The sequence below is a fragment of the Barrientosiimonas humi genome, assembly GCF_006716095.1.
GTDB classification, from domain to species: domain Bacteria; phylum Actinomycetota; class Actinomycetes; order Actinomycetales; family Dermatophilaceae; genus Barrientosiimonas; species Barrientosiimonas humi.
Map to the genome: position 1 here is coordinate 1,829,907 of NZ_VFOK01000001.1, position 19,687 is coordinate 1,849,593.

19 protein-coding genes are annotated in these 19,687 nt (G+C 73.3%); 11 read left to right on the forward strand and 8 right to left on the reverse strand.

The window, feature by feature from the left end:
- The first annotated feature begins 134 nt into the window (after positions 1-134).
- The 7 genes from FB554_RS08525 (at position 135) to FB554_RS08555 (ending at position 7,183) form a co-directional block, all read left to right on the forward strand.
- Complete coding sequence (locus tag FB554_RS08525; RefSeq protein WP_211344561.1) at positions 135-1,004, forward strand: DUF3097 domain-containing protein; 870 nt, start codon at positions 135-137, stop codon at positions 1,002-1,004.
- Complete coding sequence (locus FB554_RS08530; protein ID WP_236022343.1) at positions 1,001-1,960, forward strand: NUDIX hydrolase; 960 nt, start codon at positions 1,001-1,003, stop codon at positions 1,958-1,960. The genes FB554_RS08525 and FB554_RS08530 overlap by 4 nt, the downstream gene beginning before the upstream one ends.
- Before the next feature lie 190 nt (positions 1,961-2,150).
- Positions 2,151-3,023 carry a DUF559 domain-containing protein gene (locus FB554_RS08535; protein WP_142005565.1) on the forward strand — a complete coding sequence of 291 codons (873 nt, stop codon included), beginning with the start codon at positions 2,151-2,153 and terminating at the stop codon, positions 3,021-3,023.
- Between the two features lie 226 nt (positions 3,024-3,249).
- Positions 3,250-4,227, forward strand: coding sequence for a quinolinate synthase NadA (nadA, locus tag FB554_RS08540; protein ID WP_142005566.1), 978 nt, complete (start codon positions 3,250-3,252; stop codon positions 4,225-4,227).
- Positions 4,227-5,645, forward strand: coding sequence for an L-aspartate oxidase (locus FB554_RS08545; RefSeq protein ID WP_142005567.1), 1,419 nt, complete (start codon positions 4,227-4,229; stop codon positions 5,643-5,645). The genes nadA and FB554_RS08545 overlap by 1 nt, the downstream gene beginning before the upstream one ends.
- Positions 5,642-6,535: a carboxylating nicotinate-nucleotide diphosphorylase gene (gene nadC, locus FB554_RS08550; RefSeq protein WP_142005568.1), complete on the forward strand. Its 894-nt coding sequence runs from the start codon at positions 5,642-5,644 to the stop codon at positions 6,533-6,535. The genes FB554_RS08545 and nadC overlap by 4 nt, the downstream gene beginning before the upstream one ends.
- A 144-nt stretch (positions 6,536-6,679) precedes the next feature.
- Complete coding sequence (locus tag FB554_RS08555; protein WP_142005569.1) at positions 6,680-7,183, forward strand: DUF4870 domain-containing protein; 504 nt, start codon at positions 6,680-6,682, stop codon at positions 7,181-7,183.
- Here FB554_RS08555 and hemW read toward each other — a convergent pair whose 3' ends face one another.
- A complete protein-coding gene (hemW, locus tag FB554_RS08560; RefSeq protein ID WP_142005570.1) occupies positions 7,184-8,407 on the reverse strand; it encodes a radical SAM family heme chaperone HemW in 1,224 nt (407 codons plus the stop codon).
- A 190-nt stretch (positions 8,408-8,597) separates the two neighbouring features.
- Here hemW and FB554_RS08565 point away from each other — a divergent pair, with 190 nt between their 5' ends.
- Positions 8,598-9,197, forward strand: coding sequence for a ribonuclease FAU-1 family protein (locus FB554_RS08565; RefSeq protein ID WP_170206821.1), 600 nt, complete (start codon positions 8,598-8,600; stop codon positions 9,195-9,197).
- Between the two features lie 246 nt (positions 9,198-9,443).
- Complete coding sequence (locus FB554_RS08570) at positions 9,444-10,628, forward strand: GNAT family N-acetyltransferase (protein WP_142005572.1); 1,185 nt, start codon at positions 9,444-9,446, stop codon at positions 10,626-10,628.
- Here FB554_RS08570 and FB554_RS08575 read toward each other — a convergent pair.
- Positions 10,591-11,700, reverse strand: coding sequence for a TDT family transporter (locus FB554_RS08575; protein WP_142005573.1), 1,110 nt, complete (start codon positions 11,698-11,700; stop codon positions 10,591-10,593). The two genes, FB554_RS08570 and FB554_RS08575, sit on opposite strands and share 38 nt — an antisense overlap.
- The gene (locus tag FB554_RS08580) at positions 11,694-12,803 is read right to left on the reverse strand and encodes an SLAC1 family transporter (RefSeq protein ID WP_142005574.1); all 1,110 of its coding nucleotides are present in this window, start codon (positions 12,801-12,803) and stop codon (positions 11,694-11,696) included. Before FB554_RS08580 ends, FB554_RS08575 begins: the two co-directional genes overlap by 7 nt.
- 227 nt (positions 12,804-13,030) lie before the next feature.
- On the opposite strand from FB554_RS08580, the gene FB554_RS08585 reads away from it, so the two are divergent.
- Positions 13,031-13,918: a LysR substrate-binding domain-containing protein gene (locus FB554_RS08585; protein ID WP_142005575.1), complete on the forward strand. Its 888-nt coding sequence runs from the start codon at positions 13,031-13,033 to the stop codon at positions 13,916-13,918.
- 126 nt (positions 13,919-14,044) lie between these two features.
- Here FB554_RS08585 and FB554_RS08590 read toward each other — a convergent pair whose 3' ends face one another.
- Entirely contained in the window at positions 14,045-14,569 is a 525-nt protein-coding gene (locus tag FB554_RS08590; RefSeq protein WP_142005576.1) for a hotdog fold domain-containing protein, read from the reverse strand.
- 52 nt (positions 14,570-14,621) lie between these two features.
- Positions 14,622-15,278, reverse strand: a complete 657-nt coding sequence (locus FB554_RS08595) for a LysE family translocator (protein ID WP_142005577.1) — start codon at positions 15,276-15,278, stop codon at positions 14,622-14,624.
- 102 nt (positions 15,279-15,380) lie between these two features.
- Between FB554_RS08595 and FB554_RS08600 the strand changes: the two genes are divergently transcribed.
- Positions 15,381-16,031 carry a HEAT repeat domain-containing protein gene (locus FB554_RS08600; protein WP_142005578.1) on the forward strand — a complete coding sequence of 217 codons (651 nt, stop codon included), beginning with the start codon at positions 15,381-15,383 and terminating at the stop codon, positions 16,029-16,031.
- Here the strand turns inward: FB554_RS08600 and FB554_RS08605 are convergent.
- The 3 genes from FB554_RS08605 to lepA are packed head-to-tail and all read right to left on the reverse strand — an operon-like array spanning position 16,028 to position 19,638.
- A complete protein-coding gene (locus FB554_RS08605; RefSeq protein ID WP_142005579.1) occupies positions 16,028-16,906 on the reverse strand; it encodes an alpha/beta fold hydrolase in 879 nt (292 codons plus the stop codon). The two genes, FB554_RS08600 and FB554_RS08605, sit on opposite strands and share 4 nt — an antisense overlap.
- Positions 16,907-16,945: 39 nt before the next feature.
- Positions 16,946-17,779 carry a tRNA (guanosine(46)-N7)-methyltransferase TrmB gene (gene trmB, locus FB554_RS08610; RefSeq protein ID WP_142005580.1) on the reverse strand — a complete coding sequence of 278 codons (834 nt, stop codon included), beginning with the start codon at positions 17,777-17,779 and terminating at the stop codon, positions 16,946-16,948.
- A complete protein-coding gene (lepA, locus tag FB554_RS08615) occupies positions 17,776-19,638 on the reverse strand; it encodes a translation elongation factor 4 (RefSeq protein ID WP_142005581.1) in 1,863 nt (620 codons plus the stop codon). The genes trmB and lepA overlap by 4 nt, the downstream gene beginning before the upstream one ends.
- Positions 19,639-19,687 lie beyond the last annotated feature (49 nt).

Below are 19,687 nucleotides of genomic sequence, written 5' to 3' on the forward strand. Positions count from 1 at the left end.
CGGGACCGCCCGAGCTGGCACTCTGCACACCCGAGTGCCAAGTCTACGTCCGGTGCGGCGCAGCGAGAAAACCACGCGCCGGCGTACGAGCGTGTCGCCCGGGCGGGTCTGCTCCCCTTCCCTACCCTCACGGGGTGACTCCCGACCGCTACGGATCCGACGTGCTCGCTGGTGACTGGAAGGCGCCCCGGCGCGGCCGCTCGGCGCAGGTCGAGGCCGCGCGCGACCTGGTCGTCGAGGACGCCGACTCCGGCTGGGTCGGCGCCGTCGTGCGGGTCGAGAAGGCCGGCGGCATGCACGTGGTGCACCTGGAGGACCGGCGCGGCCGGGTCAAGGCGTTCCCGCTCGGTCCGGGCTTCCTCATCGACGGCAAGCCGGTCGAGCTCACCGCGCCGCGCACCGACACGGCCGCGCTCACCGCGCAGCGGGCCACGAAGAGCCGCACCGCCTCCGGGTCGGTGGCCGTGCCCGACGCCCCGGCCCGGGTCGCGTCGGCCTCGCGCATCCTCGTCGAGGGGCGGCACGACGCCGAGCTGGTCGAGAAGGTCTGGGGCGACGACCTGCGCATCGAGGGCGTCGTGGTCGAGATGCTCGACGGCGTCGACGACCTGCAGGCGGTGATCCGCGACTTCCGGCCCGGTCCGCAGCGCCGCCTCGGGATCCTCGTCGACCACCTGGTGCCGGGCAGCAAGGAGACCCGCATCGTCGAGCAGGCCCGCGCCGCGGCCCCGTCGGAGCACGTGCTGATCGTGGGCCACCCCTACGTCGACGTCTGGCAGTCCGTGCGCCCCGAGCGGCTCGGCTGGTCGCAGTGGCCGACCATCCCGCGCGGCACGTCGTGGAAGCACGGCATCCTCGACGAGCTGGGCTGGCCGCACGCCTCGCAGGCCGACGTCGCGCACGGCTGGAAACGCATACTGGGCACCGTGCGCACCTACGCCGACCTCCAGCCCGAGCTGCTCGGCCGGGTCGAGGAGCTCATCGACTTCGTCACGGTGCCGTGAGCCGCAGGCCCGGCGCGGGTGCCGTCGCGCAGGACACCACCGAGCTGGTGGCGCTGGTCGTCACGGTCGACGACGGCATGCCCGCCGCGCTGGCCTCCGGCGACCCGCGCCGGCTGCCTGCCGGCCCGCTGCACCCGCAGCAGCGCTCGCTGCAGGCCGGGGTGCGCGCGTTCGTCGAGGAGCAGACCGGCCACTCGCTGGGCTTCGTCGAGCAGCTCTACACCTTCGCCGACCTCGGCCGCGGCGACAGCGAGGGCCGCGTGGTGTCGATCTCCTATCTCGGGCTCACCCGCGCCGCCACCGACGAGCAGGGCTGGCTGGGGCTGTACGACGCGCTCCCCTGGGAGGACCGGCGCGGCGCGGCCACAGAGCCGGGGTCGGCCGACGGGTCGCCCGGGTCGGCCGGGTCGGCCGAGCCGGTGGCGCGGCTGGACCGCTGGGTCGGGCGCGGTTCGGGCGCGCAGGTGCGGGCGCGGCGCGAGCGACGCGACCAGCTGTTCGGGCTGGGTGAGCACGCCTGGCGCCCGGAGCTGGCGCTGCAGCGCTACGAGCTGCTGTGGGAGGCCGGCCTCGTGGCGGAGTCGCCGCAGTTCGGTCCGCGGTCGGGACAGGAGCCGCTCGGCGTGCCGATGCTGCACGACCACCGGCGCATCCTCGCCACCGGCCTGTCGCGGCTGCGCACCAAGCTGCAGTACCGTCCCGTCGTCTTCGAGCTGCTGCCCGAGGCGTTCACCCTCGGCCGGCTGCAGGAGGTCGTGGAGGCGCTGGCCGGGCAGACGCTGCACAAGCAGAACTTCCGCCGCGTCGTCGAGCAGCAGCATCAGCTGGTGGAGCCCACCGGCGAGACCACGCACGCGACGGGCGGACGCCCGGCCCGGCTCTACCGCTTCCGCCGCGAGGTGTTCGCCGAGCGCGAGCAGGTCGGCACCAAGCTGCCCATCCCCCGCTCCCGCTGAGCCGAGCCGAGCGCGGGCTCCGTCGAGGGCGTCGGGCGTACATCTGGACAGGAAGAACGCGTCCTCGGCACCGGAATAGCGCACCGCTGCGGGAGGGGCGCGGGCTTTGTCCCGTCCATCTGCACGGCGCCGCGCAGATTGGCCCTGTGGACAACGGCACAGCGACCCGGCGCGCGCCAGGCTGGTGCGCATGTCCCGAGCCGTCATCGACGCCCTGCGCGAGCGGGGCGGAGCCGCGCGGCTGGGCGACCTCCTCGGACCCGTCACCCGGCGCGAGATCGCCGAGTCGGTGGGGTCGGCGGACATCTGCCGCCTCGCTCACGGCGTCTACTGCCTGCCCGAGCTGGAGCCCCAGCTGCGCCGGGCCGTGGAGCTGAGCGGCACCCTGTCGCACGTCTCGGCCGCGGTCCGTCACGGGTGGTCGGTGAAGGCCGAGCCCCGGCAGGCCTGGGTCACGATCCCCCCGAACCGGCACCTGCGCGTGCCCCCGCCCCGCGACGTGCGGCTGGTCTGGCGGCCGGTCCCGCCCGAGGACGTCGTCGACGGGGTCACCGAGCCGCTGCGCACCACGCTCGACTGCGCGCGAGACCTCCCGTTCGACGAGGCACTGGCCGTGGCCGACTCCGCCCTGCGCAGCGGCATGGTCACCGCGCGCGAGCTGCGCTGGGCGGCCGACCGGCTGCGCGGGCCACGCTCTGCTGCGGCGCGCCGCGTCGCCACTCACGGCACCGGCGAGAGCGCAGGCCCCATGGAGTCGGTGCTGCGCGCCATCTGCCTGGACGTCCCGGGGCTGGCGGTCACCCCGCAGCTGATCATCAGCGACGACGGGTTCTGGGCGCGGGTCGACCTGGGCGACGAGGACCTGCGCATCGTGATCGAGGCGGAGGGGTTCGAGCACCACGGCACGCGCCAGGGGTTCGACAAGGACACCGAGCGCTACACCGAGCTGGTCAGCCGCGGCTGGCTCGTGCTCCGGTTCACCTGGACCCAGATCATGTTCCACCCCGAGTGGGTGCGCGAGCGGATCGTGGAGACGGTGCGCCTGCGCCGGGCCGCCGCCTGACCGGCCGCGCGGATCCGGGGAGCCGGGGAGCCGGGGAGCCGGGGAGCCGGCGCTGGCGTACATCTGGACAGGAAGAACCGATCGCGGCACCCCGATCGGCGCGGGTTTCGGCACGGCCCGAAGGCTTCGTCCCGTCGAGATGTCCGCACCCAGCCTCGTGAGATATGCTCACTCCTAGCATTTGCTCAATATGAGCAGATCAAACACTCGAACGAGGGAGCAGACCATGAGCGTGACCGCCCGCCCCAGCGACCTGGCGTACGACCGTGTCCGCCACGTGGTGCCCGAGGTCGAGTGGGCGACGTTCGCCGACGACATCGACGCGATCCACGCGCTGAAGCGGGAGCACGACGCGGTGATCCTGGCGCACAACTACATGACGCCCGAGGTCTTCCACGGCGTCGCCGACATCGTGGGCGACTCCCTCGCACTGGCCCGGGAGGCGCAGACGGTCGAGGCCGGCACGATCGTCCTGGCCGGGGTGCACTTCATGGCCGAGACCGCCAAGCTGCTCAACCCCGGCAAGCGGGTGCTGCTGCCCGACCTGCGCTCGGGCTGCTCGCTCGCCGAGTCGATCACGCCCGAGCAGGTGCGCGAGCTGCGCGCGCAGCACCCCGGTGTGCCGGTCGTGACCTACGTCAACACCAGCGCTGCCATCAAGGCCGAGAGCGACATCTGCTGCACCAGCGGCAACGCGCTGGCCGTGCTGGAGTCGCTCGGCGTGCCCGAGGTGATCATGATCCCCGACCAGTACCTCGCCCGAAACATCGCTGCGCAGACCGGGATTCGCGTGATCACCCACCCCGGCGCGTGCGAGGTGCACGAGCGGTTCACGCCGCTCGACATCGTCGGCATCCGGCAGGGCCACCCGGGCGTGCAGGTGCTCGCGCACCCCGAGTGCCCGCCCGACGTGGTCGCCGAGGCGGACTTCGCGGGTTCGACCGCGCAGATGCAGGCGTACGTCGAGCGCGAGCGACCCGAGCGTGTCGCCCTGATCACGGAGTGCTCGATGAGCGACAACGTGGCGGCCGCGAACCCCGACGTCGACTTCGTGCGCCCGTGCAACCTGTGCCCGCACATGAAGCGCAACACGCTGTCGGCGATCCGCGCCGCGCTGGAGCAGGGACGCCACGAGATCACCCTCGACCCGGCCACGGCCCGCGACGCGCGCCGCGCCATCGAGCGGATGCTGGAGGTGGCCTGATGCGGGCCCGCCCGATCGTGGTCGGGTCCGGCCTCGCCGGGCTGGTGGCGGCGCTGGAGCTCGCGGCGCGCGGCGGTTGCGTGCTGGTGACCGCCGGCCGGCTCACCGAGGGCGCGGCCAGCGCGTGGGCGCAGGGCGGCATCGCTGCCGCGCTCGCTCCCGACGACTCCCCCGCCCAGCACGCCCACGACACCTGGCTCGCGGGGGCGCGGGCGGGTGACCGCGAGGTCATCGCCCGCATCACCGACCTGGCGCCCGGCGTCGTCGCCCGGCTCGCCCGCGACGGGGTGCCGTTCGACAGGGACGCGAGCGGGGCGTACGACCTCGCGCTGGAGGGCGGTCACTCGCGCCACCGCGTCGCGCACGCCGGCGACCGAAGCGGGGCGGTGATCACCGCGACCCTGGCGGCGCTGGTCGAGGGGCACCCCGACATCGAGCTGCTCGAGGGCCGCAGGGTCGACGACCTCCTGCTCGACGAATCGGGAGTGGTGCGCGGGATCCGTTGCGGCGCAACGACTCTCGAGAGCGACCGGGTCATCCTGGCGACCGGCGGGCTGGGCGGCTTGTTCCCGCACACCACCAACCCGGTCACCGCGACCGGCGCGGGGGTCGCACTGGCCGCTCGGGCGGGGGCTCGCACCGACGACCTGCACCTGGTGCAGTTCCACCCCACCGCGCTCGACGTGGGCTCGCGTCCGGCGCCGCTGCTGACCGAGGCGCTGCGCGGCGCCGGCGCGGTGCTGCGGTCGGACGGCGAGCGGTTCGTCGACGAGCTGCAGCCGCGCGACGTGGTGGCCGCAGCCGTCTGGGCCGAGCTGCAGCAGGGGCGAACCGTGCACCTCGACGCACGACGCGTCGACGACGCTGAGCGCCAATTCCCAGCGGTGACAACGCTTCTCGCGGGCCACGGTCTGACGCTGCAAGACCTGCTCCCCGTCCGGCCCGCCGCGCACTACTCCATGGGCGGCGTCACCGTCGACGCGCAGGCGCGCACCGGCGTGCCGGGCCTGTGGGCGGTCGGCGAGGTGAGTCGCACCGGGCTGCACGGGGCCAACCGGCTGGCGTCGAACTCGTTGCTCGAGGCGGTCGTGACCGGCCGCGCCGCCGCGGCGTCGGTCTGGGCGCACAGTGCCGCCGACGGGTGGCGGGCCGACGGCCCGCCCGCGGACCCCGGCCTGGTCCGTCCGCGCGAGCAGGCTCCCGCGATCGCCACCGAGCAGGTGCGTGCGGAGCTGGGCCGCTCGTGCGGCGTGCTGCGCGAGGCGGGCGCGCTGCGCGACACGATCCGACAGCTCGAGCAGGCCACCGGGCAGGACGACGCCTACGTCGCCTGGCTGCTGGCGCGCTCCGCCCTGGCGCACCCGAGAAGCGTTGGGGCACACCGACGTACGGACACGACCGAGGCGGTGCCGGCATGACTTTCGACCCTCAGCTGGAGCAGGTTGTGCGCACAGCGCTCGCCGAGGACCTCGGCGCCGCCGGTGACCTCACGGCGGCGGCCGTCGTCCCCGAGGACGCGCAGGCGCAGGCCCAGATCGTGGCGCGCGAGGACGGGGTGCTGTCCGGTGTCGACGCGGTGACGACGACGTACGCCCTCGTCGACCCGCGCATCGAGGTCACCTGGCACGGCCAGGACGGCAGATCGGTGACGCCAGGGTCGGTGCTGGCGACGGTGCGCGGCCCCGCGCGCGGGGTGCTGACCGGTGAGCGGGTCGCGCTGAACCTGCTGGGCCGCCTGTCCGGCGTGGCGACCGCCACCGCCGAGCTCGTGCACCTGGTGGACGGCACCGGCGTCGGCATCGCCGACACGCGCAAGACCACCCCGGGCCTGCGTGCGCTGGAGAAGCGGGCGGTGCTGCACGGCGGCGGCGTGAACCACCGCTTCGGCCTGCACGACGCGATCATGGTGAAGGACAACCACATCGGGTTCGGCGGCGGGCTGGCCACGGTGCTGCGGCGGCTCGCCGACCAGCCCCGGCACATGGTCACCGTGGAGGTCGAGGTCGACACGCTGCAGCAGCAGCTGCAGGTGCTGCAGTTCGACGCCGAGCGGATCGCCCGCGGGCTGCGGCCGGTGTGCCACGCGATCCTGCTCGACAACATGACTCCTGGCCAGGTCGCCGATGGTGTCCGGCGGGCGCGCTCGCACCCCGCGCCGCTGGTGGTCGAGGTGTCGGGCGGGGTGAACCGGAAGACCGTGCGCCCGCTCGCCGAGGCCGGGCCCGACCTGATCTCGGTGGGCGCCCTGACCCACAGCGCGCGCTGCCTCGACGTGGGGCTGGATCTGGCGGGGCCGGACCTGGGCTGATCGACCTCGCCCGCCCGACCGCGCGTGCGCCCAGGGTGATCCCTGAGACGTCCCGGATCCGACCCTGATCCGGCCTGTCGGCGGAACGCCGCGGCGGGTTCGCGTGTTGTCATGGATGAAGCACCCGCACAGGAGGAGTGACTCATGAGCCAGCCCGGCCCGCAGCAGGGTCCCGGACCGTTCCCGCCCGGCGGCCAGCCCCAGCAGGGCTATCCGCAGCAGGGCTACCCCCAGCAGGGTTATCCGCAGCAGCAGTACGGCCACCCGCAGCAGGGCTACGCCCCGCAGGTCCCCACGGCCGACCAGCGCACGGCGGCCGTGCTCGCGCACCTGTCGGCGCCGATCGCCGGTCTGCTCAGCCTCGGCACGCTGAGCATGCTCGGGCCGCTGATCGTGTGGTTGGTCTACAAGGACAAGTCACCGGCGGTCCGGCAGGCGGCCGCCGGAGCGTTCAACTTCAACCTGTCGTTCTGGCTGCTCTACCTGCTGAGCTGGCTGCTGATCGTCACCGTGATCGGTGCGATCGTCGGCATCCCGCTGATGATCGTGATCTTCCTGGTGGCGCTCTGGTGCCACGTCAAGGGCGCGATCCGCAGCGCGAACGGCGAGCCCTACCGCTACCCCTTCCAGATCCCGGTGCTGTCCTGATCACCAACCCAGCAACCGGCGTACGACGGTGTCGGCGAGCAGCCGGCCTCGCCGGGTGAGCACGAGTCGCCCGCGCAGGGCCGCCGGCCCGTCGAGCAGCCCGTCCGCGATCAGCCCCGCCACCGCACTGCGGCCGGCGGGGCTGATCGCGTCACGCGGCAGACCCTCGACGAGCCGGATCCCGAGCAGCACCTCCTCGTCGTGGCGCTGCTCGGCGGTCAGCTCCTCGCGCGCGTACGCCGGAGAGTCACCGGCCGACAGGCGCTGGGCAAAAGCGTTGGGGTGCTTGACGTTCCACCACCGCACGCCGCCGACGTGGCTGTGCGCTCCGGGGCCGACGCCCCACCAGTCACCGCCTCGCCAGTAGCCCTCGTTGTGGCGGCACCGCGTGGCCTCGTCGCGCGACCAGTTGCTGATCTCGTACCACCCGAGCCCGGTGCCGGTGAGCAGCTCGTCGGCGAGCTCGTACTTGTCGGCCTCGTCGTCGTCATCGGGCATCGTGACCTCCCCGCGGCGGACCTGGGCGGCCAGCCGGGTGCCCTGCTCGACGACGAGGGCGTAGGCGCTGACGTGGTCGGGCTCGAGCGCGACGGCCGCCTCGAGGCTGGTGCGCCAGTCCTCGAGCGACTCCCCCGGCGTGCCGTAGATCAGGTCGACGCTGACCTGCATGCCCGCGGCGCGGACGCCGTCAACGGCGCGCGCGACGTTGGCCGGGTCGTGCGTGCGGTCGAGCGTGCGCAGCACGTGCGGGACGGCCGACTGCATGCCGAGGCTGACCCGGGTGAAGCCGCCGTCGGCCAACTCGCGCAGCGACTCGGGCGTGACCGAGTCGGGGTTGGCCTCGGTCGTCACCTCGGCGTCGTCGGCGAGCCCGAACCGCTCGCGCAGCCGGTCGAGCATGCGCACCAGGTCGCCCGAGCGGAGCATCGTGGGTGTGCCGCCGCCGACGAACACGGTGTCGACGCGCGGCCGGTCGTCGCCGAGAACCGTTGCAGCCAGGTCGATCTCGGCCATCGCGGCGTCGGCATAGGTGTCGAGGCTGGCGCCCTGCTGGCCCAGCTCGGGCAGCGTGTAGGTGTTGAAGTCGCAGTAGCCGCAGCGCACCGAGCAGAACGGCACGTGCAGGTAGATGCCGAACGGTCGCTCGCCCAGCCCGGCGAGGGCGTACGTCGGGAGGGCGCCGTCGCGCGGCGCGGGGTCTCCGTCGGGCAGGGCACTGGGCATGCGTGTCATTCTCGCCCGCCCAGCGCACAGGTGTGAGTCTGGGGCGGTGAGCTCATCCCTGCCCGGCACACCGACCCCGACCGACGTTCGGCCAGTGGGAGCACCGCCCTTCGCCGCTCCGGGGTCCGTCGTGCACTGGACCTATCGCGGGGCAGGGTGGGTCCACGGCGCTCCGCAGCACGTGAACCCGATGCGCGTCGTCCGCGACGACGAGCGCGGGCTGGTCGCGTGGCTGGCCGAGGGCACGGTACTGCTGCAACCCCGCTATCCCGACGGCGGAACTTTCCGGGAGCGCCCGCTCTCCGAGCGCTTCCTCCCGTCCACGCAGCGTGACCGCATCAGCGCTCGTGCTCGTTGGCGCGGACCAGGCATCCTGCGGATAGCCCCGACGGACCGGCCTTTCAGCGTGTGGCTCTTCTGGTCGACGCAGGGCCAGTTCGCGGGGTGGTACGCCAACCTCGAGAACCCGCTGCTGCGGGCCGGCGACCGCTGCTTCACGTCGGACCATGTGCTCGATGTCTGGATCACGGCCGACGGCCAGGTGCGCTGGAAGGACGAGGACGAGCTGGCTGAGGCCGTCGCTCAAGGCCGATACACCGAGGCGCAGGCGCAGGCGCTTCGCACCCACGGGGAACAGGCGATCGATGAGTTCCGTTCCGGCGCCTGGATGTTCGACGCGAGGTGGACCAGCTGGCGCGCACCGGCCGACTGGACCGTCCCCCACCTCCCCGACGACGCCCACTGGCAGCTGGATCTGCTCGACCGCGGTGGCCGGGGCAGTCCCGGGTGACCCTGGCGGCCCCACCGATAGTCGGGCGTACGTCCTCGCGGACCTCCGCCGAAGGGTGCGCCAGAGCGCACGGGTCGGCGGTGGACCGCCGGTGGGTGCGGAGCCGTACGTTCTCGCGGTCCTCCGCCGAAGGGTGCGCCAGAACGCACGGTTCGACGGTGGACCGCCGGTGGGCGTGCGGGCGTGGCGCACCCCCGCACACCGGTCCTCCGCCGCAAGGTGCGCTCCCCGCGTTAGCGTCCGGGCGTGACCTACGACATCCGCCTCGCCACCACCGACGACGTCGACGCGCTCGCACGGCTGAGCAGCGAGTCGTTCGGCTACCCCGTCTCCGACCACCCGCACCCGGACCCGCAGGCGACCGGGCGCACGACGTACGTCGCCGCTCACCAGGGCCGGATCGTCGCCTGCGTGGTGCACCGGCGCTACGACTCCTGGTTCTGGGGGACGCGGGTGCCGACGGCCGGCATCGCCGGGGTGAAGGTCGCGACCGAGCATCGCGGGAACGGCCTGCTCACACCGCTGTTCGAGCGCTGCCTGAGCGACGCCGCGTCCGAGGGGCGACCGGTCAGCACGCTGTACCCGACCGCGCCCGGCATCTACCGCCGGTTCGGCTACGAGCTGTTCGCGAGCTACGACCACGAGACGGTGCTGCCCACCGCAGCCCTCGCCCAGGTGCGCCCGGGAGGCGGCTCGTTGCGCCGGGCCGAGCTCGCCGACGTCCCCCAGATCCGGCGGGTCTACGACGAGTGGGCGAGGGCGTACAACGGTCCGTTGACGCGTGACGGCGCGAGCTTCCCGGCCACGGATTCCGAGCTGCTCGAGGCGTTCTCGGGCGCAACCCTGGCGCTCGACGAGGCCGGCGGCGTCGTCGGGTACGCCCTGTGGGAGCGCACCGGCGGCTACGGCGCCGACGGGGTGCTCGACGTGCGCGACCTCGTCACCCTGACCGCCGACGCGACGCGCCTGCTGGCTCACGCCCTCGGCTCGTCGGCCGGCGTGGCCCCCACCACGGTGCTCAGCACCAGCCCCTCCGACCTGCTCGACCTCCTGCTGCCCAGCAGCCCGCGCACGGTGCGGCGGGCATACCCCTACATGCTCGCGGTGCTCGACGTCGCCGGCGCCCTCACCTCTCGCGGTTTCGCCGAGATCCTCGACGGCACAACGACGTTCGCGGTCGAGGGTCTACCGCTCAGCGGCCAGGACGGCACCTACGCCCTGACCGTCGACGGCGGCCGGACGAGCGTCGAACGCACCGACGCCGCCCCGGCTGCGACCTTCACCGCCCGCGGCCTCGCCCTGCGCTTCGCCGGCACGCACTCCAACCTCGATCTGCGCCGCGCGGGCCTGCTCACCGGCCCGACCGGCGACGACGCCCGCTGGGACGCCCTGTTCAGCGGGCGGACCCCGCAGGTGCGCGACTACTTCTGAGCAGCGCACGAGCGGTCGCGCCGGCGCACAGCGACCAGGTGCCGACCAGACCGACGCAGACCACGACGCCCAGCAGGCTCAGCGCACCCGACCCGGTGCCCGCCGCCAGCTGGTAGGCGCCGAGCGACAGCGTCCCCACGGGGAAGGTCATGGCCCACCAGCCGGGGGTGAACGGCATCCGCGCCGCGAACCCGCGCAGCGTCTGCCACACCGCCCAGGCCACCAGCCCGGCTCCCACGACGAGCAGCACCAGGCCGTACGCGTTCACGATCCCGCGCAGTGCCGTCGCCGCTCCCCGGGTCAGCTCGGGCGTCGCGGCGGTGACGAGCACCTGCGCGGCGGCCGTCGACTGACCCACGATCCCGAGCGGGATCCACGCGCTCGGCGCCATGACCGGCGTGAGCGGCCGCACCCGCCAGTGGTGGTGGTAGGCCACCGCGAAGATCACCGCGCCGAGCAGCAGCGCCACGACGAAGCACAGCGACGACGCCAGCACGAGCCCCGTGCGCCACGGGTCGCCCAGCCGGTGCGCGATGCCGGCGCCGACGGTCGCCGAGACCATCGGCGACACCACGGCCAGCCCCCACGTCATCGCCGGCTCGCCGATGTCGCGCCGCAGCAGCACGAGCAGGAAGCCGATCGCCGTCCCGACGCCGAGCAGCGTGCCGAGCACCCAGGTGACCTCGTCGACCCGCCAGGACAAGTCGGTGAGCCGGGGCACCCACCCGGGAACCACTGTCGCTGTTGCGGATCCGGCCGACAGCACCCCCATCGACACCATGCCCCAGGTGACCAGGACCTTCGGGTCCCGCAGCGTGCTCGCCAGGGTGCCGGGCGTCGTCAGGCACCGTCGCGCGAAGCCGATCGACAGGCCGAGGCACACGACCCAGCTGACGAGCAGCAGGGTGCGCGCGGCGTACGTCGCCCCCGGCAGCCGGTCGTGGTGCAGCTGCAGCAGCGTCGCGAGGATGGACGTCCCCATGACCGAGCCGAACCACTGCGGCCCCGTCTTCGGGAGAGCAGGAGCCGGTGCAGCACCGGTCTGCGGACGCGCCGTGGTCACCGTCAGCATGCTTCCACGGCCGCTCCCCGGGCGATGCCACGGCCACCGCGCAGCAGCGCGTGCCCGGTCGCGAGCGCGCACAGCGTCCAGGTCCCGACGAGCGCCACGCAGACGACCACGGCGAGCCCGCGCAGCACCTCCAGCCCGGTGCCACCGGCCAGCGTGTAGGCGCCCAGCGACAGCGTCCCGAACGGGAAGACCAGCCCCCACCAGCTCGGCGAGAAGGCCATGCCCGCGCGGAAGCCGCGCACCGTGTGCAGCGCGGCCCACCCGACGAGCACGGCGCCGAACGCCACCAGCGCCAGCCCGTACGCATTCGCCACCATCCGCAGCGTCTCGCCCGTCCACGGGCCGAGTCCGCCGCCCGCGGCCGTGACGAGTCCCTGGGCCGCCGCCGTCGACTGGCCCACGACCCCGAGCGGGATCCACGCCGTGGTGGCGGCAGCCGGCAGCAGCGGCGCCACCCGCCAGTGGTGGTGGTAGCCGACGGCGAAGATCACCCCGGCCAGCAGCAGGCCGATCGTGAAGCACAGGGCGGCCGCGACGAGGAGCCCGGCCCGCCACGCCCCGTCCGTCCGCATGGCGAGCGCGGCGCCGCTGGTGGCCGAGACCACCGGCGGCACGACCGCGAGACCCCAGGTCAGGGTCGGGGCGCCGATGTCGTGGCGCACGAGCACCGACAGGAACCCCACGGCCGTCACGAGCCCGAGCGTGGTGCCCACGACCCACAGCACCAGGTCGACGCCCCACGCGAACCCCGTCAGCCCCGGCACCCACGCCGGCAGCACGACCGCCGTGGCCGACCCGACGCCGAGCACCCCCATGGCGACCAGGCCCCAGGTGACCGCGACGCCCACGTCGCGCACGGTGGCGCCGAACGCGCCGGGGACGGTGCGGCAGCGACGCGCGAACGCCGCGCTCAGTCCGATCAGCAGCGCCGCGGCGACGACGAGCAGCACCCGCGAGGCGATCTCGGCGCCGGGCAGCATCTCCCGGTGCAGGTGCAGCAGCGTCGCGAGGATGCCGGTGCCCATGACCGAGCCGAACCACTGCGGACCCGCCTGGGGCAGGTCGGGCGCGGTGGCGGCGCGGGCCAGGGTCGTGGGCTGCATGCTCCAAGGCTGCCGGGCCGCGCGTCGGCGCAGTAGCCCCCGGAACGGCATCACGACATATCCCCTGGATATGTCTCGCTGGCCATGTCGAATTCCACGAGCCCGGCTCCGACGTACGGTGACGGCCTATCGCGAGGCGGCTCGGCTCACCGCGAGCGCCCCCGAGCAGCGATACCTCAACCGGCGCCTCGCCGCGCTCACCGGATGAGGAGCCATACGCTTCGGGCATGACCGACTGGCCCGACCTCAGCGCCCTCGAGCTGCTGGTCGCCGTCGCCGACCACGGCAGCCTCAGCGCGGGTGCGCGAGCGGTCGGCACGGCGCAGCCCAACGCCAGCCGCTCCCTCGCCCGCCTCGAGCGCCGGCTCGGTCTCGGGCTGCTGCAGCGGTCCACGCGCGGCTCCACCCTCACCCCGGCCGGGCTCATGGTCGTCGAGTGGGCGCGTCAGGTGCTCACCGCGGCCACCGAACTGCGCGAGGGCGCGAGCACGCTGCGCGACGAGGGCACCGCGCGGCTCACCGTCGCCGCGAGCCAGACCATCGCCGAGCACCTGCTGCCCGGCTGGCTGTCGCACCTGCGCGAGACCGAGCCGTCGGTCTCGGTGGTCGCGCACGTCGAGAACACCCAGCAGGTCGTCGACGACGTGCGCCGCGGCCGCGCCGACGTGGGGTTCGTCGAGGGGCCGCAGGCACCGTCGGGCCTGCACCACGCCACCGTCGCGACCGACGAGCTGGTGCTCGTCGTCGCGCCCGACCACCCGTGGGCGCGGCGCCGCAAGCCGGTCGGGCCCGACGAGCTGGCGGCCACTCCCCTGGTCTCCCGCGAGGCGGGGTCCGGCACCCGCATCGCCCTGGCCGCGGCCCTGGCACCGCGCGAGCTCGCGCCGCCCGAGCTGGAGTTCGCCAGCAACGCGGCCGTGCGGGTCAGCTGCGAGGGTGGCTACGCCCCCGCGGTGCTGAGCCGCCTCGCGGTCGCCGACGCCCTCGCCTCCCGCGCGCTGCGCGAGGTCCCGCTCGCCGGAGTCTCGCTGCACCGCCGGCTGCGCGCGGTCTGGGGCGGGCCGCGGCGGCTGCGCGGCCCGGCGGCGAGCCTGGTCGCGATCGCCCGCGCCTGAGGCGCGCCCGCGCGGGCAGAACGGGTCGATACCGACCCCAAAGCACACGCCCGGGGCCGTCCAGCCGGGCAGAACGGGTCGATACCGACCCCCAAACACACGCCCCCGACGTACGCACTCCGCGGCTCAGGCGGTGGCCGGCACCTTCTCCTGGGCGGACGAGGCGGTCGGCGACGCACCCTTCGACGACGACTTCGCCGTCACCCAGATCGGGATCGTGCCGCGCACGACCTCGCTGCCGTCGTCGATGATCCCGGTGCAACGCACCTGCACCTCGAACGGCGGCTCCTGGTCCCAGTCGGCCGGGTCGGTCTCGGCGACGCAGCGCACGTCAGTGGTGACCTTCGCGAGGTAGTCGAGCCGAATCCCCTTGGGGATCCAGCGCATCCCGCGCGGCGTGGTCGCCTCGGCCAGCAGCCCCATCGCCGCCTCCATGCCGTTGGCGACCGCGATCGCGTGCACCGTGCCGATGTGGTTCTGCACGCCCCGACGCTTGCGGATCTTCACCTCGCCGCGGTGCGGGCGCATGTCGAGCACCCACGGCCGGACGGTGGCGAAGTAGGGCGCCTTGAGCATGAAGCCGACGCTGAACGCCTGCTTGCCGAGCGGGCGACGGTCGAGCTTGCGAAAGAGGTCGTACGACGAGGTCATGCCCCGATGTTACCCGTCGGTAGTCCTCGATTCGCGTGCTTGCGACGACGCGTCAGCGCTGCACGGCGAGCTTGCCGGCCAGGCCGATCATGGCGATCCCGCCACCGGCCTTCAGCCGCTGCATCCGGCGGGGCCTGCGCTGGAACCAGCCGCGCAGCGTCCCGGCCGCGCAGATCCACAGGGTCTCGATGAGGACCTGGGCGACGCCGCCGGTGATGCCGATGATGAGCATCTGCAGGGTCGGGCTCCCGAGGCTGTGGTCGACGAACTGCGGCAGGATCGCCATGAGCGAGACGATGCTCTTGGGGTTGGCGACGCCGACGGTGACCCCCTGGCGGATCTCTGCCGTCCTGGTCTTTGCCGTCCTGGTCGCCGGAGCTCCGGTCATCGATTCGACCTGGTGGTCGGGCTCGGCGTGGCGCGCTGCGAGCAAGGACTGCACACCGAGGAACAGCAGGTAGCACGCGCCGGCGATCTTCACCACCAGGAAGAGCTTCGCCGACGTGGCGACGATGACCCCCAGGCCCGCGAGCACCAGCGCGAGCAGGACCATTCCGCCCATGGCGTTGCCGAACATGATCCACATCGCCGACCGTCGTCCTCGGGTGATGGCGCGGCTGGTCTCCAGCAGCACCGACGGGCCGGGGATCGCCGACAGCAGTGCTGACAGGACGAGGAATCCAACGACCAGGCTGGGGTTCACGGGCACGGCTGCGACGCTACCGGGTCGCGCGGGGTCCGCTGGTCATGACGAGACGAGCGCCGGAGTCCGAGGCAAATCGTTTGCCTCCGACGACGCATCCGTCGTGCGATGGTGCGCGTGAACCAGCACCCGACCGACGCGACCCTGATCGCCGCGCTGAGCGCCGGCGACTCCTCGACGCGCCTGCGTGCCGCCCTCGCGGCCGGCACCGGCGCGCGCGCGACCCTGCTCGAGGTGCTGGTCGAGCGCTGCGCGGACGAGCCGGACTTCTTCGTGCGCGACATGCTCACCTGGGCGCTCACCCGTCTGCCGGTCGCCGCGACCGTGCCCCGACTGGTTGCCGAGCTCGACGCCGCGCAGGCGCAGGCGCGCAGCCAGGCGCTGCACACGCTGTCCAAGATCGGCGATCCGCAGCCCTACCCCGAGATCTTGCGGTTCCTGCGCGACCCAGACGACGAGACGGCACGGACCGCCTGGCGAGCAGCGGAGGCGCTCTCCCCGGAGAGCGAGAAGCCTGCTCTGGCAACGCAGCTGGCGACCCAGCTCGGTCGGGGTGAGCACGACCTGCAGCGCTCGCTCAGCCGGGCGCTCGTCGCGCTCGGGGACGCGGCAGAGCCGGCACTGCGCGACGCTGCTGCGAGCGGCGAGGAGGGCGTACGTCTGCACGCGGAGGCGACTCGGCGCCTCGCAGACGACCCCGACCTGGGGTTCGCGGCGGCGCTCGACGAGGCGACGAAGGCCTCGATCCTCGGGAGCTAGCGCGGGGCGTCCGCCGTCGAGGTGCCGAGCAGCGAGCGCACGAGCAGGTCGGGGGTCTCGAACGGCGTCATGTGGCCGACGCCCTCGAGCACCTCGAGCTCGGCGCCCGGGATCGCGGCAGCGAGGCGCTCGCCGAGCTTGCGGGGCGTGAGCCCGTCGCGGCGCCCGACGACGACGGTGACCGGCACCTGGGCGAGCGTGCTCATCGCGGCGGACTCGTCGTGGCGCATCAGCGCGCCGTAGTAGGAGCCCCAGGTGCTCACCCGGGTGCCGCCGAGCATGGCGCGGGTGGCGGCGACGTCGGCCCGGTCGGCGACGGTGCCGAACTGCTGACGCGCGATCTTGTTGCTCACCAGGCGACCCGGCCGCCCCGGCGCCTTGGCCGCGAACGCCATGACCTGCTGCTCCAGCGGCAGGCCGGTCCCGCGCAGCTCGCCCATCGCGGTCGAGGCGAGCAGCACGCGCTGCACCCGCTCGGCGAAGACGTCGGGGTGGGCGCCGGCGAAGGCCATCACCGTCATGCCGCCCATCGAGTGGCCGCCGAGGTGCACCGGCGATCCCTCCGGCACCAGCGCGTCGATGACCGCCGCGAGGTCGGAGCCGAGCCGGCGCACGGACTCCTGCTGCGGCCGGCGCGACCCGGCCGCGAAGGTCGAGTCGCCGTGGCCGCGCTGGTCCCAGGCCACGACGCGCACGTCGCCACGCTCGGCCAGCCGCTCGGCCACCGGCAGCCAGGCGCGGTACGACAGCAGCCAGCCGTGCGCGAGCACGACCGTGGGGGCGTCTGCCGGGAGGTCGGCGGGTTCGTGGCGATAGGCGGCGAGCCGGGCGCCGTCGGGCGTCGCCACGGTGTGCCGCTGGAGGGAGAGGGTCATGCCCCCACCCTCCCACGAGGGGTTACTGGCGCGTAACCGCTATCGCCGCACGACCGCCAGGTCGCGCACGACCCGCCCGGCCCGCTCGCCCTTCAGCTCGAACCGGGTGAGCACCCGGCCGGCGAACCGCGGCGCGAAGCCGCCCCGGTCGCCCTGCGGGTCGACCGCGGGGTCGCCGGCGTCGGCCAGCCGCCCGGCGTGCAGGTTGTCGAACGCCTCGCAGCCCTCGACCACGTCGCGCATCTGCCAGGCGTAGTCGGCCCAGTCGGTCGCGAGCCGCCACGTGCCGCCCGGCCGCAGCACCGTCGCGACGGTCTCGGCGAAGTCCGGCGTGACCAGCCGGCGCTTGTGGTGCTTCTTCTTCGGCCACGGGTCGGGGAAGAAGATCCACAGCTCCTCGAGCGACCCGGGCGCGAACAGCTCGGCCAGCGCCTGCCCGGCGTCGACCTGCGCGACCCGCAGGTTGCGCACGTCGGCGTGCGCCGCCTTGGCGAGCGTCTGGGCGACGCCCGGCCGCCACACCTCGAGGGCGACATAGTCACGATCGGTGTCCGAACCCGCAGCAGCGACAACGCAATCGCCCGACCCGGACCCGATCTCGGCGACGACCGAGGACGTACGTCCGAAGACCGTGGGCAGGTCGAGCCGGCTCTTGCCGGGCTGCACCATGCTGCCGGCGTCCTGCCGCGGCAGGTCGAGCAGGTAGGCCGGGCCGTGCTCGGCGAGGGCGCGGTGGTGCCGCTGCGGCATGCGCCCGCCGCGTCGGGTGAACGAGCGGATGCGCGCGGGGTGGGTGACGCCTTCGCGCCCGACCACCTCGTGCCCGACCACCTCGTGCTCGACGGCCTGCTCCTGGCTCGTCGGGACGGTCACTTCTTCGCCTTCTCGGCCGCGCCGGAGGAGTCCTGCGACAGCGCCGCGATGAAGGCCTCCTGCGGCACCTCGACGGACCCGACCATCTTCATCCGCTTCTTGCCTTCCTTCTGCTTCTCGAGCAGCTTGCGCTTGCGGCTGATGTCACCGCCGTAGCACTTGGCCAGCACGTCCTTGCGGATGGCGCGGATGTTCTCGCGGGCGATGACGCGGGCGCCGATCGCGGCCTGGATCGGCACCTCGAACTGCTGCCGCGGGATGAGCTCCTTGAGCTTCGCGGCCATCATCGTGCCGTAGGGGTAGGCCTTGTCGCGGTGCACGATCGCGCTGAACGCGTCGACCTTGTCGCCCTGCAGCAGGATGTCGACCTTGACCAGGTCGGCGGTCTGCTCGCCGTCGGGTTCGTAGTCGAGAGAGGCGTATCCGCGGGTGCGCGACTTCAGCGCGTCGAAGAAGTCGAAGACGATCTCGGCCAGCGGCAGGGTGTAGCGCATCTCGACGCGGTCCTCGGACAGGTAGTCCATCCCGCGCAGCGTGCCACGCCGCGACTGGCACAGCTCCATGATCGCCCCGACGTACTCGCTCGGCGCCAGCAGCGTCGCGCGCACCACCGGCTCGGTGATCGAGGCGATCTTGCCCTCGGGGAACTCGCTGGGGTTGGTCACCTCGACCTCGGTGCCGTCGTCGAGCTCGACGTCGTAGACCACGTTGGGCAGCGTCGAGATCAGGTCGAGGTCGAACTCGCGCTCCAGCCGCTCGCGCACGATCTCCAGGTGCAGCATCCCGAGGAAGCCGACGCGGAACCCGAACCCGAGCGCGGCAGAGGTCTCCGGCTCGTAGACCAGCGCGGCGTCGTTGAGCTTCAGCTTGTCGAGCGCGTCACGCAGGATCGGGTAGTCCGACCCGTCGATCGGGTAGAGCCCGGAGAAGACCATCGGCTTGGGGTCGCGATAGCCGCCCAGCGGCTGCTCGGCCGGCTTCGCGGCCGAGGTGACGGTGTCACCGACCCGGCTCTGGCGTACGTCCTTCACACCGGTGATGAGATAGCCGACCTCGCCAACGCCGAGCCCCTTGCTGGGCGCGGGTTCCGGTGAGATCACACCGATCTCGAGCAGCTCGTGGGTCGCCTTGGTCGACATCATCGCGATCTTCTCGCGCGGCGAGAGGGCCCCGTCGACGACGCGGACGTAGGTCACGACGCCGCGGTAGGTGTCGTAGACCGAGTCGAAGATCATCGCCCGCGCGGGAGCGTCGGCGTCGCCCTCGGGCGGCGGGAGCTGCGCGACGATCTCGTCGAGCAGCGCCTCCACGCCCTCGCCGGTCTTGCCCGACACCTTCAGCACGTCGGTCGGCTCGCAACCGATGAGGCCGGCGAGCTCCTCGGCGTACTTCTCCGGCTGCGCCGCCGGCAGGTCGATCTTGTTGAGCACCGGGATGATCGCGAGGTCGTTCTCCATCGCGAGATAGAGGTTGGCGAGGGTCTGCGCCTCGATGCCCTGGGCGGCGTCGACCAGCAGGATCGCTCCCTCGCACGCGGCCAGCGAGCGCGACACCTCGTAGGTGAAGTCGACGTGACCGGGGGTGTCGATCATGTTGAGGCAGAACGTCTCCTGCCCGTCGCCGAGGTCGGCCGCCCACGGCATGCGCACGGCCTGGCTCTTGATCGTGATGCCGCGCTCGCGCTCGATGTCCATCCGGTCGAGGTACTGCGCGCGCATCGCCCGCTCCTCGACGACGCCGGTGATCTGCAGCATCCGGTCGGCGAGCGTCGACTTGCCGTGGTCGATATGGGCGATGATGCAGAAGTTGCGGATCTGCTCCGGTGGCGTGGCTGCGGGGGGCAGCCCCTCAGGGGCCATCGGTGACACAGGGTTTCCTCGATGGGTCGACGAACGGGATCGACCCAGT